The 15,570-nt window shown below is 63.5% G+C and carries 10 protein-coding genes; 4 read left to right on the forward strand and 6 right to left on the reverse strand.

Annotation, left to right across the window (positions count from 1 at the left end; all coding sequences use genetic code 11):
• Positions 1–118 precede the first annotated feature (118 nt).
• Genes ACFVV0_RS01410 through ACFVV0_RS01425 form a run of 4 tightly spaced genes read left to right on the forward strand, consistent with a single transcriptional unit; the run spans position 119 to position 6,919 of the window.
• Positions 119–1,594: a DUF3375 domain-containing protein gene (locus tag ACFVV0_RS01410; protein WP_387057315.1), complete on the forward strand. Its 1,476-nt coding sequence runs from the start codon at positions 119–121 to the stop codon at positions 1,592–1,594.
• Positions 1,591–2,319 carry a DUF4194 domain-containing protein gene (locus ACFVV0_RS01415; RefSeq protein WP_387057317.1) on the forward strand — a complete coding sequence of 243 codons (729 nt, stop codon included), beginning with the start codon at positions 1,591–1,593 and terminating at the stop codon, positions 2,317–2,319. Before ACFVV0_RS01410 ends, ACFVV0_RS01415 begins: the two co-directional genes overlap by 4 nt.
• A complete protein-coding gene (locus ACFVV0_RS01420; protein WP_387057319.1) occupies positions 2,316–5,720 on the forward strand; it encodes an ATP-binding protein in 3,405 nt (1,134 codons plus the stop codon). Before ACFVV0_RS01415 ends, ACFVV0_RS01420 begins: the two co-directional genes overlap by 4 nt.
• On the forward strand, positions 5,717–6,919 hold the full coding sequence (locus ACFVV0_RS01425) for a Wadjet anti-phage system protein JetD domain-containing protein (RefSeq protein ID WP_387057321.1): 1,203 nt from the start codon (positions 5,717–5,719) through the stop codon (positions 6,917–6,919). Before ACFVV0_RS01420 ends, ACFVV0_RS01425 begins: the two co-directional genes overlap by 4 nt.
• 343 nt (positions 6,920–7,262) lie before the next feature.
• Here the strand turns inward: ACFVV0_RS01425 and ACFVV0_RS01430 are convergent, their stop codons facing one another.
• The 6 genes from ACFVV0_RS01430 to ACFVV0_RS01455 form a co-directional block, all read right to left on the reverse strand.
• Complete coding sequence (locus ACFVV0_RS01430; protein WP_387057323.1) at positions 7,263–7,754, reverse strand: hypothetical protein; 492 nt, start codon at positions 7,752–7,754, stop codon at positions 7,263–7,265.
• Positions 7,744–8,118 carry a hypothetical protein gene (locus tag ACFVV0_RS01435; protein ID WP_387057325.1) on the reverse strand — a complete coding sequence of 125 codons (375 nt, stop codon included), beginning with the start codon at positions 8,116–8,118 and terminating at the stop codon, positions 7,744–7,746. The genes ACFVV0_RS01430 and ACFVV0_RS01435 overlap by 11 nt, the downstream gene beginning before the upstream one ends.
• Positions 8,119–8,433: 315 nt before the next feature.
• Positions 8,434–8,799 carry a helix-turn-helix domain-containing protein gene (locus ACFVV0_RS01440; protein ID WP_387057327.1) on the reverse strand — a complete coding sequence of 122 codons (366 nt, stop codon included), beginning with the start codon at positions 8,797–8,799 and terminating at the stop codon, positions 8,434–8,436.
• 346 nt (positions 8,800–9,145) lie between these two features.
• The gene (locus ACFVV0_RS01445; RefSeq protein WP_387057329.1) at positions 9,146–12,067 is read right to left on the reverse strand and encodes a type I restriction endonuclease subunit R; all 2,922 of its coding nucleotides are present in this window, start codon (positions 12,065–12,067) and stop codon (positions 9,146–9,148) included.
• 179 nt (positions 12,068–12,246) lie between these two features.
• Positions 12,247–13,464, reverse strand: coding sequence for a restriction endonuclease subunit S (locus tag ACFVV0_RS01450; protein ID WP_387057331.1), 1,218 nt, complete (start codon positions 13,462–13,464; stop codon positions 12,247–12,249).
• Positions 13,461–15,410: an N-6 DNA methylase gene (locus tag ACFVV0_RS01455; protein ID WP_387057333.1), complete on the reverse strand. Its 1,950-nt coding sequence runs from the start codon at positions 15,408–15,410 to the stop codon at positions 13,461–13,463. Before ACFVV0_RS01455 ends, ACFVV0_RS01450 begins: the two co-directional genes overlap by 4 nt.
• Positions 15,411–15,570: the final 160 nt, after the last annotated feature.

Here is a 15,570-nt window from a genome sequence, read left to right on the forward strand (position 1 = left end):
TGATTCAGTCACGCTCCCCACGTATAAGGGCGAGAAGGCGTTCCACCTGGGCCGAAATGTCCGTGGTCGCTGCCAAGCTGGGCTCGACAGGAGCATCCACCGGCGAGAGGGCGACGACGTGAGCCGAACCATCGGCGAGCTTGCTCGGGTCTCTAGCGCGTTCGAGCAGCCGACGCTGTCGCTCCTGCATCAGCGGCAAGCACCGGTGGTCGTCACCATTCTGAACGCCTGCTTCTCGCGCGAGATTCGGTTGGTGCCTACGGCACGGCTTCACGTCCTGGTCGAAGGCATGCTTGCCGAGATGGCTACCTCGGGGATGGCCGATGTGCCCACGGGTTCGGGGCGCGAGGTGTGCCTGCGTTGGACGAGGGCCCAGTGGCTTATCCGCTCGACCGCTTCGGATGGTAGCGAGGTCTACTCGCTGACCTCGCATGCGCAGCAGTCGCTCGACTTCATCGCCAACCTGCGGCAGGAGCGCACTGGTCTGAGCGAGCACCGCATCGCGAATATCGTTGCAACGGCGAGGCGGATCAATCGGGAGAGCAACCCTGACCGCCTGTCGCGCATCGCCATTCTTGATGCGGAGATCACCCAGCTGACGGTGGAGCGGGATCGGCTCCAGGCCGGCGGCGAGATCGAGGCGATGTCCGAAGACCGCATGCTCGAGGGGTTCGACGAGCTGCTCTCGCTTGTCTCGCAGCTGCCGTCGGATTTCAAGCGCGTGGAAGAAGCATTCCGCACGGTACGCGGGGAAATCTTGGACGACTTCCGAGCGGAACGTCGCGTTCCGGGCGAGGTGATCGATCGGTATCTCGAGCGTATCGATCAGTTGATCACCGCCACACCGGAGGGGCGGGCGTTCGACGGCGCCTTCGCGCTCCTGCGCGACGACGACCTCCTCGATCAACTCCGCAAGGACGTGGGCGCGCTCATCGAGCAGGGCGAGTCGTTCCTCATGGATCGAGACCGGAAGGACCTGCGAGGGATCGTGCCCCTCTTGAGGCAGGGGCTGGACTCCGTCCTCGATCAGCGGAGCCGGATCACCGACGTTCTGCGGACGTACATCACCACGAGGGACGCAGCGAAGGATCGGGAGCTCGACCGTGTTCTGCGGTCGCTGGAGGGCGCCGTGTCGACATGGCTGGGAATGGCAGGTCCGCGAGAGACGGTGCCGGTCAGCCTGTTGCCGGGGGAGATGCAGGTCGAGCACCTGCGTGAGCGGTTCTACGATCCCTCCGACGATGTGCCCCTCCCACAGATGCCGGAGGGCGACGATGAGCAGCCCGAAGCGCTCTCGATCGACGAGCTGCGCCGCTACGGCGGGCCCCGTATGGCTGAACTCCACGCTGCGCTCTTGGAAGCGAAGGCGCGCCCGGGCGGGTGGAGTCTGGGCGAGCTGTTCTCCGAGTTGCCTAGTGAGCTCCGGCGGCCGGTGGACGTTCTTGGGCTGCTTCATCTGGCGACCAACAGCGACGAGCTGATGAGGACAGACGACGCGGAGACCTATTTCGCGATCCGTCCCGACGGATCGACCCGCATGTTCGAAGTACCGCAGCTCACGCCGGGCAGCGGCCCCGAGGAGGAGAACCTGTGACGTTCGTCGAGCAGGAGCCGGACACGGTCGCGGAAGAAGAGGACTGGGAAGAGGAGGCCCCGCCTGTCGATCCCGAGGCCGCCGTCGAACCGGAAGGATCCACGCACGCCCTGTTCGATGGTGACGAGGGCGGCCTGGAGCTCGACGAGCGTCGGGCCCTGGTGGTGCTGTTGAAGAACCGGTTCATCACCTCGGAGAGCCATCCTCGCGAGTGGCGGGCGATCGTGAAGTCGCGGCAAGCGATCAGCGAGCGGCTGAACGACCTCTTCCTCGAGCTCGTGATCAGCCCGGAACGCGAGGTCGCCTACAAGCGCGCTGCCACCGGCAGCCGCGAGTTTCCGACGCTCCTTCACGACACGTCCTGGCAACGTGAGGAGACCGCCCTGCTGGTCTACCTCCGGGTCCGGGCCCGGAACGAGCAGGCTCGCGGGGAGGCACACGCCCGGGTCAGTCACACGGAGCTGCTGGAGTACCTCCGGGAGAATCGGCCGGATTCGGCCACCAACCGTGTCGCTGACGACCGCAGGGGCGGACGCGCGATCGAAGCGCTCAAGAGCGCAGGGCTCTTGGTCAAGACCGACGAGGACGGCGTGTTCCGGATCTCACCCGCGATCGAGCCGATGCTTCCTGCGACCGCGTTGAACAATCTGCTGGCGTGGCTCAACGTGCGAACAGCCTCCGAGCCAGACAGCGACACAGTATCGATGGCGGAGGAGCCCGAATGAGCCTGATCGAGCAGATCTCGGCAATGATCGAGACCCCCGAGCTGCAGTGGCGGGCAGAGAAGATGCAGGTGGTCAACTGGGGTGGCTTCCACGGCCACGCCAGCGCCGAGTTCGGGCCCGAGGTGACGCTGTTCAGCGGACAGTCCGGCGCGGGCAAGAGCACGTTCATGGATGGCTACATCGCGCTGATGATGCCCCCGAATGTGCCCTTCAATGGCGCCTCCAACGACTCGGGCGGAGGGCGCGCTCGTTCCGCCGACCAGCGGAACCTGTTGAGCTACCTGCGGGGCAAGCTCGACGACACGCTGGACGAAGGCGAGGTCGTCGACGACGTCATGCGGGGCCAGGGGGAGCCCACCTGGGGTGCGGTGGCGATGACCTTCGTCAGCGACGCCGGCGAGCGGTTCACGGCCATGCGGGCGTACTTCGTACCCGCTCGCGCATCGCGTACGGCCGAGATCAGCATGCGGATGATGGTGATCAATGACGCGTTCGACCTGCGTGAGCTGGAGGCGTTCGCTCGGATCGGCGAGAACCACTTCCCTCCGCGTGAGTTGAAGGCAGCCTGGCCGGAGATCCGCACGTTCGACTCGTACAGCTCGTTCGCACAGGCGCTGTACGTCAAGCTCGGCATCGGTACGGGCGGCGACGGCACGAACGCACTCCGGCTGCTGGCTCGTATTCAGGCCAGCGAGGACATCCCCACGGTGGACAGGCTGTACAAGGAGTTGGTGATCGAGAAGCCCGACTCCTACGAGAAGGCGGATGCGGCGATCGAGCACTTCGACCGGCTCGAGGACGTCTACCAGGAGATGGTGACCGCCCAGGCGCGCGCCGATCTACTCGAGCCGATCACGAACGCCTACGAGGCGCTGGTGCGCGCGCAGAAGGCGATCGACACGGACGACGAGCTCGGATCGCTGGATGCGACGAACACGCCGGCGGGGCTGTGGCGACTGCGGCGACACAGCCGCATTCTGCGCGTCACCGTCGACACCAATCGCACGACCGCACGGGATGCGCGGGTCAAGCTGACCTCCCTCGTCGAGAGCGAGCAGTCGTTCAAGAGTCAACTGGAGGCAGCGAGGAAGGCGCACAGCGAGCAAGGTGGCGACCTGCTGATCGAGCTCGGCAGCCAGATCGAGATCGCAGCAGGTCGGGTCAGCGCTCGTGAGGATCGACGTTCTCGGCTCGTATCAGCAACGATGGTGTTGAACGCGCCGATGGCCACTCAGGAGGAATTCGAGCATCTCCAACAGACCGGGCGAGCGTTCGTCGCTGAGCACGAGGTCACAGATAAGCGATTGGAAGCCGAGCGCGATGAAGTGCTTTCGCGCAGCTGGCCCGTCCAGAACCGTCTGAAGGAGATCCGGGAGGAGCTGAAGAGCTTCGAAACCCGTGCGGGACGCGTCGACCAATACCTGCACGATATGCGCAAGGCCGCGGCAGAGGCATCCGGGCTGGCTGTGGCAGACCTCCCATTCGTTGCCGAACTGATCGACGTGATGCCCGACGAGGAGCACTGGCGCACCGCGATCGAGACGGCACTATACGGCGGCGCACGGCTCATGCTCGTCCCGCTCGAGCACCTGGAGCACTTCTCCCGGGCCATCGATCCGCTGCACCTGAAAGGACGACTGAACTTCGAGGGCGTGGCCCGATCCCAGAACCAGCAGCAGCCGATCTTCGAGCCGGACCGCGTTGCGGGAAAGCTGCTCTTCAAGGACTCGCCGTACCAGAGCTGGGTGACCGAGCATGTGTCGCATCAATCCCGCAACGCACTGTGCGTTTCGGGGCCAGGGCAGCTGAACGGCGAAGGACTCCGCGTCACCCCCGCCGGCCAGACCCGGCGCGGCAGGGGAGGCAGCCACGGTCGGCAGTCCTCGCGAAACGTCATCGGCTTCGACAACACGGGTCTTCGCGAGGAACTGACTCAGGAGAAGGAGGATTTGGACGCACAGCTGGCTGACATCGACGTAGAGGCCGCGCGGATCGCGTCGGAGATCAAGTCTCTCGGAGCGAAGAAGGACGCGTATGCGCGCATCACTGACGAGGCATGGACGGATCTGGATGTCGCCACGGCGGTCGCAGAGAAGGATGAGCTGACGCGGCGCCGCGACGAGATCCGTGACAACAACGATGTCCTCGCCGAGCTTGACCGTCAGATCACCCAGCTCGATGGCGACCTGGAAGACGTTCAGCGCGATCGCCACCAGCTGGAGAAGGAGATCAGCGAACTCGAGCACGCGTACGGGGGATACGTCGACCTGGAGGACGAGGTCAACCCCGTCATCGCGCGCATCGAGAACGAAGGAGTTGTCATCCTGCGCGACGAGCTCGCGGAGGAGCTCGACAACCTGTGGGCACGGGTGCTCCTCGACGAGCCGGAGACTCCGGAGTCCTTCGATCGGCAACTCAAGCGTCTGCGCGCCGAGCTGGAGCGACGCGCCTCGGACGCCCGCAGCGAAGTGACGCGCCTGACCCAGCAGATCGAGACGATCTTCAAGCGGTACCAGGCGCAGTGGGACGACTCGAACCTCGGCACGACGATCGAGTTCCACGACGACTATGCAGCCATCCTGGACGAGATCGTGAGATCGGGTCTGCGCGAACGGCGCGAAGAGTGGCGGCGGCGCCTGCTGGTGTGGAGCGGCGAGCACCTGCAGCAGCTGGCGACGGCATTGACTGCAGCCATCGAAGAGATCGAGGATCGCCTCGACCCGATCAATCAGATCCTGCGCGACCTGCCTTTCGGGGCCACGAGCGATCGCCTCTTCATCGACCTGCGCCGGCTGCAACCAGACGCCGTGGTGAAGTTCCGCCGGGAGCTCGCCCTCCATGCCCGCATGGCGACGACCGGCCTAGGCGACGAGCAGCTGGAGCAGGGGTTCAAGGATCTCCGGCGGTTCATGGCCCAGCTCCGGCGCAAGGACGATGTGCGGCTTCCTCGGGAGCTTGTCGAGGTGGTGGATCGGGATCGGTTGCTGGATGTTCGTCGGCACGTCGAGATCACAGCCCAGCGCCGCGACCTGGACGGAGAGCCGCTGAGCATCTACCGGTCACTGCAGGGAAAGAGCGGCGGCGAGATGCAGGAGCTGATCGCGTTCATCGTCGGCAGTGCCTTGCGGTTCCAGCTCGGGGATCAGCAGCGTGCGCGGCCCAGGTTCGCGCCGGTCTTCCTCGACGAGGGGTTTATCAAGGCGGATGGCCAGTTCACCTCACGCGCCGTCCAGGCGTGGCGTGGCCTCGGGTTCCAGCTGATCATCGGTGCCCCGGTCGACAAGGCGCCCGCTCTCGAGCCGCATGCCGACGTCATCGTGGAGATCGCCAAGAACCTCACTACGCACCGGTCCTACGTCCTCGAGATTCGCGGGCTGGACGACGCGGGCGCCACAGCGTGAAGCGGCCGGCTGACATCGTCCATGAGATAGGGCGAAGGCTAGAGCGGACGTGGGCGCAGACTCTGACGGGGGAGAGCGAGGCGGCGGCCTGGCCGCATCGGTTCTCGCTAACCACCGCATCCTCGCGCACGATCGCGGCGGACTTCACAGCCCTGGTGGACGTCGTCGCGGACTTGCGCGCCTGGGCTCCCAGATTCGACGTCGAGCTCGTGAACCGCGACCGGCGCATCGGTGTCGTCACTCACTCGATTCCGTCGCACCTGGTCGTTCCGTCGATCGACGAGGCTGCACGCATCTGCGGCGGCGTGTGGCCGAGCCGGCTGCAGCGAGGTCGCGACCGACTGGGCGAGCTGCGCCGACGGTTCCCCGAGCTCGCCGAGCTTTCGGGCATGCTAAGAGCAGTCGACGACTTCGACGACGTCGACTTCGAGTTGCTGCTGCGGGCAGGCGCGTGGTTCGCGGAGAACTCCGCGGCAGGACTCACGCCGCGCCAGGTTCCGCTGGAGGGATTCCAGGCGAAGTGGTTGAACACCCGACAGCATCTGGTGGCCGCCCTCGCCGGAAAGGCCGATCTTGGGCTTGCCCGGAATCATCCGCCGAGGATCCACTTCAGCTATCTCGACCCCGGCCACCTCGCACGGGGAGGACGCAAGCACGACAGCGCCACCTTCGGAGACAGCTTCATGCCGGCGTATGCCCCGCAGATCGTGATCATCTCCGAGAACAAGGACACCGCCATCAACTTCCCCGACCTCGATGGCGCGATCAGCGTCGAGGGAGTCGGGAAGGGCGGAAGCACACTCGCATCCTTCGACTGGCTTGTTCAGGCCCCGGTGGTCGTCTACTGGGGTGACATGGATGCGGACGGGCTGGAGATCCTCGACGGTTTCCGCGCAGCCGGCGTGCCTGCGCGTTCGATCTTCATGGATACGGAGTCGTTCGATCGCTGGGAGAGGTACGGCACGAACGTCGACAAGCACGGCGCAGCGTTGACGGCGCGGGAGCCTCGTCCTGTGCCGAACCTCACTGACGACGAGCGCGCGCTCTACCTCGGCCTGGTGCATCCCGAATGGTCACGTGCGCGCCGCATCGAACAGGAGAGGGTCCCTTTGGACGTGGCCCGCGCAGCCTTGGCGTTCGCCGCCTGCGAAGAGCGAGGGGCTATTCGCCCTCGTCCGCTGCCGGGATTCGCGCGATGAGGGCATTGAGCGTCTCCCCTCGCGCCTGATTCGTGGCGCGTTCTTCTGCCAGCTGCCGCTCCAAGGCCGTGCACGCCTCGACGGCCACTCCGGTCATCCACCGCGCGGGCCTCCGCGGATCGTGCTGCCTGCAGCGCCGCGCCGAGAGATGCGCTCAATCATCGACAAACTCGATCCGATTGCGACCCGATCCTGACAGTCCCGAACATCCCCGAACGAAGCCCGAAGCAACTCACGCCCTTCCTCGGTGGATGGAGTGCCCAGATCCCCGAGCCGCAGGAGAGACGTTGGTCGAGTACAACCGCACGAACTCCACCAGCGCCTCTATGGCCACCGCAATGCGCTAGTTGATCATCGCGGATCGAGCCGCGATGAGGACCTCATTGGCACCGTCCGGCGCAGCTTCTCTGATCACGCGTGCGGGCGATTCGTCGCCCAGATCGGGGTTCATACCTTTGAACCAGGATTCGATTGTGACTGGATCCCAGCGTTCAAGAAGGATGCCGAGCGCATGGAAGGCTGTTCGGAGCCGCGTCACTTTATCCGCATCAGGAACATCGCGCGCCTCCGCCCAAGCGGCCACGGCACTGGTCGTGCCAACGCCCCCGATGTACGCCACCAGGCGGACACCGATCGTGGCCCGCAGCCGCGTCACGATCTGATCGATCGGGAGACCTCTAGCCTCTTGGCTGGCGTGAAGATCCGGCCAAGCTCCGCCGCGCGTGCCGGTCGCAACTGATTCGGCGAGTTCTTCCGCCGTGAACTCGCCGGACCGAAGCAGATAGGCGATCTGGTCCGGCTTCAGCTCGCTCCTGTTCAAGTCTTCATTCGTCATGGTGGACTCCTTGACATCGGGCTAGTCCCATCAGCAAGTGGGGTGCTTTGTATCCCCGTGGAGGCAAGATCTCCTTCCAAACGGCGGGCGTTACCGATGCGCCTGTCGGAGGGGGTGCGGCATCTATGGCGCGGAGAACTTGCCGCACGTTGGCCTTCAGCTCCTTCGCGAGCAGATGGTGGGTGTAGATGCCATCGGAGAGCATGCTCTGCAACAACTCGACGTCGATGTCTAGGATCTCTGGCCCAGGCCACTGCAACTGAACGAACGGCTCGGGCGTCCAGATGACTGGCTCGTCGAAGCCGTGGTTTCGCAGGTACGCGTCGCCGTAGCGGTCGAGCGCCGCCTGCAACTCTGCTGTCATCTTCGTCGCGAAGAGGGTGTACTCGGCGGAATCGTCGTGGCTGGTACCGGTGCGCAGCGCTGCTGGGAGGCTTGTGCCGGTGAGCCGCTGCCAGAGATAGCGGCGTGCGTTGAGGTGACGACGTCCGCCACCGGGGCTGATGCTAATGCTGGCTGCGAGAAGCTGCCAATGCGAGGCGGGCAGGAGATCAGCGCTCGGGAGGTCCTGCCGATTCAGGTAGTCGATGACGTGGTCCGTGTGGTCGATGGTGTGCGCGAGTTCGCTAGTCCGAAGACTACATCCTTTTCATCACTTTAAAGCGCTAAACATTGGCCGTTAAGCGGATTGGTCGCGACCCCTGCGGGAGCTGCGCACCCAGTTTGAGACCGATGCCTGGCTGGCGCCGACCGCTTCACTGATCTTCGCGATCGTCAGCCCGATCTCGCTTGCCTCTAAGACCAGCTCCAATCGACGCTCGGTCAACTCTCTGATCTGCAACTCAGCAGCGCGCAGGGATTCCAGGAGTTCGTCTGCGCGCGCCTGGTCGCTGACAACCTTGCGGGGTTTACGGGTGCGCCGAGGGGGCACTGGTGATGTCATTGATCCGTTCCGATCCGAAAGCCAGATGCCGGACCGGCGGTTGCAACGCGCGAAGGCGCGTGAAATGATCCGACACGATACTCGTGCGGATCCGGGGGCCATTCTTCGGTTGCAGCGGGCAGTGCACGCGACCTGGCAGTCGCGTTACGAACCGTCAACGTTGACGGTTGCGAAGCATGCCCAGCGACAATGTTAGCCATCCGGCCCTCCCCGCGCTCGCGACGTCATGGTTGCCCCAGCCACCACCAGCGCTTCTGCTCGTATACGAGCATTTTCGCAGCTACGGCCGAGCCGGTGCTCAGTTCGTCACATTCCGCGACGGGTGTCGCGAATATCAGCGGGCCCTAGGGTGCTTTTCTGGCTCGGTTCGGGACCACGATCACCGAATCGGCACGCAGAGCGGCAAGTACCGGAGGTCTGCACAAGATGGAGCGCGCTCCCGGCAACGTCAGCTCCGCGCGGTCCCCTTGTCTTTCAGGTACTCATAGAGCATCGCAGGCAGCGCCTTGCCCAATTCTGCGAATAGCCCGCTGTCGCCGAGCAGGTCATCGATGAACGCAGGGGTCTCCTCCCGCACCTCAACCACTGCTTTCGTGAATGCCTTCGGCAAGACCGGAGATTCGGCGAACTGCTGTGGGGTGTTCACCTCAGCCTGGCGGGCCAGATCAGTGTCGAGGGCAAGCTTTCCCACGATGTGGTTCATGGTGATATCGATGACGCCGACGCCGTACTTGTCGCCGAGGTGCTCGTTGAGCTTCTGGATGATCTCGTCCAGGGCGCTCCGGTGCTTCTCGTGGATTGCACCTGAGCCGATCGCAGTGATGGGGTCCAGGCCCGCACCTTGCTCGAGATTGAGCTTGACGGCCTCGCCGGGCTTGATGTTGTAGCCCGCGAGCTGCACCTGCGAGACGTCGACAGGCTCGGCGAAAGTCGCCGTCGACAGCTGCGGCAGAATGCGGCGGAGGAAATAGTGCCGACGCGGGAGGTCGGTGTCTTCAAGGTTGCGAGCCTGGGAGATGAAGTCGTAGAACTTCACGAACTGGTTCGCGTCGGACTTGAAAAGCTGCAGCTCGTCTTGCTCGGTCTGGTCATGGTCGAGGACTGCGGCAATCCACCGTTTTTGAAATCGGTCTACGGCGGGAGCGGTCGCGGCGGAGATCATCGAGTTCGCGTTCGTACCGCCTGCGAGTGCCGCGTCGAAGGTCAGCTTGACCTCGGACATGTCGTAGATCCCGGCGGAGTCGAGCTTGGTGACGAGGTCGTAGATCAAGTTCGGATCGGTGGTCGCGGTGAGGGTCGCCTTCCGGTAGTACGGAATGAACGCCTCGAGCACCTCTTCCGGGTCATTGACGAAGTCGAGGACGTAGGTCTTGTCCTTGCCCGGATAGGTACGGTTGAGGCGCGACAGGGTCTGCACCGCCTGAACGCCGCCGAGCTTCTTGTCGACGTACATCGCAACGAGCCGTGGCTGGTCGAAGCCGGTCTGGAACTTCTCCGCGACGATCATCACGTTGTAGGTCGAGGGTTTAAATGCCTCCGCAAGGTCGCTCTGCACCCCCGGGTTCTGGGTGCGTTCGGTAAGGCCTTCGCCTACATCTTCGGGGTCCTCTACGGTTCCTGAGAACGCCACAAGCGAGCGCACGTCGCTCACGCCGGCCTCTTTGAGGTACTTGTCGAGGTACTTCTTCCAGCGGACCGCCTCTTTGCGGGAGCCAGTGACGACCATTGCCTTCGCTTTGCCCTCGAGCAGCGGTCGCACGTACGTCCGGAAGTGGTCGAGGACGATCTTCGTCTTCTGGCTGATGTTCGTCGGGTGAAGGCGCACGTACTGTACGAGGGCCTTCACTGCAGTGGATTCGTCGACCTCCCGGTCGCTGTCATAGTCAGCGCCAGGGTGCTGCAGTTTCCACGCGACCTTGTAGGGGGTGTAGTTCTGCAGTACGTCGAGGATGAAGCCCTCCTCGATCGCCTGCTGCATCGAGTACAGGTCGAACGGCTCCGGGGTCTCACCTCCGTCTGGCACTCGTCCGAACAGCTCCAGCGTCTTGGCCTTGGGCGTGGCGGTGAAGGCGAAGTAGGAGATGTTAGGCGCGGATGCGGTGACCTCCATCGCCCACTGCAGGTACGCATCTGAATTGATCGGCGCACCTTCAGCAACGGCCGCCTGCTCTGATGGCGACAGGACCTTGGTCAGCGCGCCGGCGGTTGACCCTGTTTGCGAGGAGTGGGCTTCGTCGGCGATGACCGCGAACCGTCGACGTTGCAACTCCGGAATGGTCTGGATCGCAGTGATGAGGGCCTCGAACGACTGGATCGTGACGATGACGATGTTCTTTCCGCCAGTCAAGGCCGCAGCGAGCTGCTTCGATTTCGACTCGCCTCCATCCTTCGTGATCGATTGCACGACACCGGCCTGCTTCTCAAACTGGGCGATGGCATCTTGTAGCTGCTTATCGAGCACCGTGCGGTCGGTCACAACGACCACCGTGTCGAACACGCGGCTGTTGGCATCGTCGTGCAGCTGCGAGAGGCGGTGCGCGAGCCACGAGATCGAGTTGGTCTTACCCGACCCGGCAGAGTGCTGGACCAGGTATCGGCTACCAGGCCCCTCTTCGCGCGCCGTTTCGACCAGGCGAGTGACGGCGCGTAGCTGGTGGTAGCGGGGAAACAGCACCTTCTCGGTGCGCGTCTTCTTGCCTGTGTCGGGGTCGGTGTCCACTTCAACCTGCAGGTGCACGAACGAGCCGAACAGCCCCAGCCACGTGTCGGGATGCAGGATCTCTTCCCAGAAGTACGAGGAAGCCGACCCATTAGGGTTGGGCGGGTTCCCCGCACCTTGATCGTTGCCCTTGTTGAAGGGAAGAAAGCGGGTCTTGGCGCCCTGCAGCTGGGTCGTCATCCGCACCTCGGAGTTCGACACCACGAAATGGACCAGCGAACGTTTCGCGAACGCGAACAACGGCTCACCGGCCGGGTCCCGGTCGAACTGATACTGTGCAATCGCGTTGCCGATGGGCTGCGTAAAGTCGGTCTTCAGCTCGACGGTGGCGACCGGGATGCCATTGACGAACAGCACCAGATCGAGCGCCTTGTTCGGGTGCTTCGCCGAATAGTGCACCTGCCGCATCACCCGCAGCCGCATATTCTCGTATGCGGCGAGCGTGTCAGGGTTGTTCGTGGTCGCCGGCCGGAACTGCGCCATCCGGAACTTCACCGCACCGCCGTGGAGGGGCACGAGCGAGAACCCGTCGTGCAGGATACGAATCGTGCCACCGCTCTTCAGCGGATCGTTGTCCAGCGTCTTGGCCAGGCGCGCGAGGATAAGGCGGCGGGCCTCGTCCTGCTGCTCGGGGGTGTCGGTGGGGCCCACGACCTTCGCGAACTCGTTCGGCTGGGAACCCTCGAGCCAGCCCAACACGTCCTCCGGGACGAGCGCGAGGGCCCGGTCGTACTCCTTGTCCGTGGGCGAGTACAGCCACCCGTTCGCGGCAAGGTACTCCGCGATCTCTGTCTCCAGCACCGACTCAAGGTGCGCCCCCGCGATGTTGCTCATGCCGCCACTCCCACGTCGATCTTCCCTGTCACCGCTGCCGAGATCAGCGCTGCCCGGCGCTCTTTCGCAAGCTCAATGGCGCGATTTGCGGCCATCAAAGTCGCGTCGATTCTTTCGACGACCCCTTCGATCCGGCGCGCGATCTGTGCCTGCTCCTCGCGAGGAGGCAACGGAATTGGGGTATCGCCAAGAGTCCCAAGGTTGAGACGACGAAAGGTCGCTCCCAGGATTTGACGGTCCCAATAGTCGTACGCGACTCGCGAGCTCAGCACCCAAACCAGATATGTCGGATCAACCTTCGCAGGCATTACGGCGACGCGGACGGTGTCTTGTGTGAGGTTGGCGCCTTCCAGGTCGTCGGAGAGTAATCCGACCCGGCCGAACGCCGGTCCGATCGAGACAACGATGTCGCCTCCGCGCAGGGTCGACCGGCCATATGCGGCGGCGATCTCCGGCGTGGTGCGCCTAAGCGCACCGAGACTCGGGGATGCACCTTCACCTGGCAAGTCCGAGGGCCCAATGTACGGCACTCCGTCCTGGACGGGCTCCCCGCACTGCAGGATGCCATAGGTAAGCGGCCGCTCAGACGAGACTAGACGCTTGAGCGGAATCGCATCATAACCGCCAATCGCTGCAACGATCGCCGATGCGCGACGCTCGGTGAGGAGGGCGATGAGTTCCTCATTCTTCGCGATAAACGCGTCGATCTGCACCGTTTCCCGATCCAGATAGTCCGCAATCGTCCCCTGCACGGTGCGCGGAGGCACGACCAAAGGCGTTACCGCGAACTGCAGAGGATCTAGGTCCCATTGATTCGGCCTGATCCCCGAAGAGATGGCGGCCATGTGGTCGGCGTACTGCTTGCTTCGAAGCAGGTAATGCGCGTATCGACGATCCAGCGCTCCTACTGCCTTGTAGACGAAGTACGCGGGACTGACGATGCCATCGAACGCGGATATGCCGAGCGAGCCCTGCCAGGCCTTCATCTTGTTGACCACGAGATCGCCCTTGGAGACTCGTTGGTACTTACTCAAGTCCTCGGAGGCCTTGTTGAAGTTGTCGTCCCGACTCGCCTTCGGAATCACTCCGTAGTCCCGATAGACGGAGAGTAGCTCTGCGGTGCCATCTCCGAGTATCTTCCCTCGCCGGAATTCGGTCCACAGTGGACGAACATCCCATCCGCCTGGCACTTGTGTCCAGGGATAGCGGCTCACCGCTCCACCTCCGCAAGCATCGCGCGCAGCTCGTCCATGGCGCGCTCGAGATCCGAGTCAATCGCAACGAGGGGGCGCGGCGGGACGTACTGGTAGAAGTGGCGAGTGAAGGGAATCTCGGCGCCTTCCTTTGTCTTCGTGTGGTCGACCCACGCGTCGGGGGCGTAAGGGTGAACTTCAAGTGCGACGTACTCGTCCACGTCTCGATCCCATGGCACGTTCTCGGTGTCGCGAAGGGAGGTATCGGGTTCAGGGTTTCCCTTCGTGTCGCGGCAGATGTCGGCGGTGTCGTCCTGCTCGCCGAGTTCCATAGTCACGGTCTTCAGCAGCGGTGCCGTGAGCGTCAAGCCCTCGGCTTTCGCGGCACCCTTCAGTGCCTTCTGGAACTCTGCGCGGTTCGTCCACACCTTCTGCGCCCGGAGCCGGTCGAGGGCAGCGCGCAGGGCGACCGCGTCCGCTTCGCCGAGCTTGTGTACGGCTTTCGCCTGAAATACCGCGTCGATGCGCTCGGGCGTGGCTTCCCAGTTCAGCTTGAGTGGACGCTCGACGGTGATCGTCCGGTAGAGGAAGTCTTCGTTGCGGAAGATCTTGGAGTGGTCGCCGGGCTCGAACGCGGCGTACAGCTCAACGATCGTGCGAATGTTCTTCCCTGACAATTCGTTCCGCTTCGATCCAAGGCCCTTGCGCAGCTTCGCGAACATCTCGCGAGCATCGATCAGCTGCACCCGACCCTCGCGCTCTTTCTCCTTGCGGTTGGTGAGCACCCAGATGTAGGTGGAGATGCCGGTGTTGTAGAACATGTCCTTCGGCAGCCCGATGATCGCTTCGACCATGTCATTGTCGAGCAGCCATTTGCGGATGTTTGACTCGCCGCTGCCGGCGCCGCCGGAGAACAGCGGCGACCCGTTCAAGACGATTGCCATGCGCGAGCCGCCGTCTTCGCGGTTGCGCATCTTCGATACCAAGTGGAGGAGGAACAGCATCGCCCCGTCGCTGACCGTCGGGGTTCCCGGACCGAAGCGGCCGGTGAAGCCGACTTTGGTGTGCTCATCTTCGATGACTGCGCGCTGGTCCTTCCAGTCGACTCCAAACGGTGGGTTGGACAGGCCGTAGTCGAATTTCTTGTCCTCGAAAGCGTCCTCGGTCAGGGTATCGCCGAGCGCAATGTTGTCGACATCCTGGCCTTTGATGACCATGTCGGCCTTGCAGATCGCGTACGAGGCGTCGTTGTAGTCCTGGCCATAGAGGCTCAACTGGATCCCCGGGTTGAGTCTTCGCAGGTACTCGTCGGCGACCGATAACATGCCGCCGGTTCCCGCTGTCGGGTCGTAGATCGAGCGGACTATACCGGGCTTCGTCAGCGCGTCGTCGTCGACCGCGAAGAGCAGCTGCACCATCAGCGCAATGACCTCACGCGGAGTGTAGTGGTCGCCGGCGGTCTCGTTCGACCGCTCATTCGCCCATCGGATCAGCTCCTCAAAAACGAGGCCCATCTCGATATTACTGACCGTGCGCGGGTGGAAGTCTGCCTGCGCGAACTTCTCGGTCACCGCGAACAGCTTGTTCTTCTCAGCGAGCTTGTTCAGCGCCTTATCGAACTCGAACCGTTCGAAGATGTCACGCACGTTCGTCGAGAACCCGGAGAGGTACGACGACAGGTTCGCGCGGAGGTCCTGCGGGTCGGCGACGAGCTTCGCGAAGTCGAACGGGCTCGTGTTGTAGAACTGGTGGCCGGACGCATCAGTTAGCTTCATCTGCTGAAGCACCTCGGGGGCGTTTGCCACTGTGGGTGCGACCTTGAGCACTTCAGTCTTCGTGTCAGCCAACACTGCATCCAGGCGGCGAAGCACCGTGAACGGAAGCACAACAAACCCATACTCAGAAGGCTTGAACGGACCGCGAAGAGACTCGGCGATGTTCCAGATGAAATTGACGTGGTTCACCACTAGGGCAGCACTCCTGATCTTGGGTAGAAAGCGGCGGTTGCGGGCGCCGCCCTTCTGCAATCCTGGCCCAACTTGTCCCGAATACTGACGCGACTTTCCGGCGATCGTGGTGCTCTTGCCCGAACCGGTCTAACCTCGATACCGAGGCTAAATCTCTGAG

It is taken from the genome of Leifsonia sp. NPDC058230 (assembly GCF_042882245.1).
Lineage (GTDB): Bacteria > Actinomycetota > Actinomycetes > Actinomycetales > Microbacteriaceae > Leifsonia.

Excerpts from the sequence above, each read along its gene's own strand:
- ACFVV0_RS01420 (WP_387057319.1), top strand. The coding sequence starts at position 2,316 with ATGAGCCTGATCGAGCAGATCTCGGCAATGATCGAGACCCCCGAGCTG.
- ACFVV0_RS01430 (WP_387057323.1), bottom strand. The coding sequence starts at position 7,754 with ATGACGAATGAAGACTTGAACAGGAGCGAGCTGAAGCCGGACCAGATC.
- ACFVV0_RS01435 (WP_387057325.1), bottom strand. The coding sequence starts at position 8,118 with ATGACAGCAGAGTTGCAGGCGGCGCTCGACCGCTACGGCGACGCGTAC.
- ACFVV0_RS01440 (WP_387057327.1), bottom strand. The coding sequence starts at position 8,799 with ATGGCCCCCGGATCCGCACGAGTATCGTGTCGGATCATTTCACGCGCC.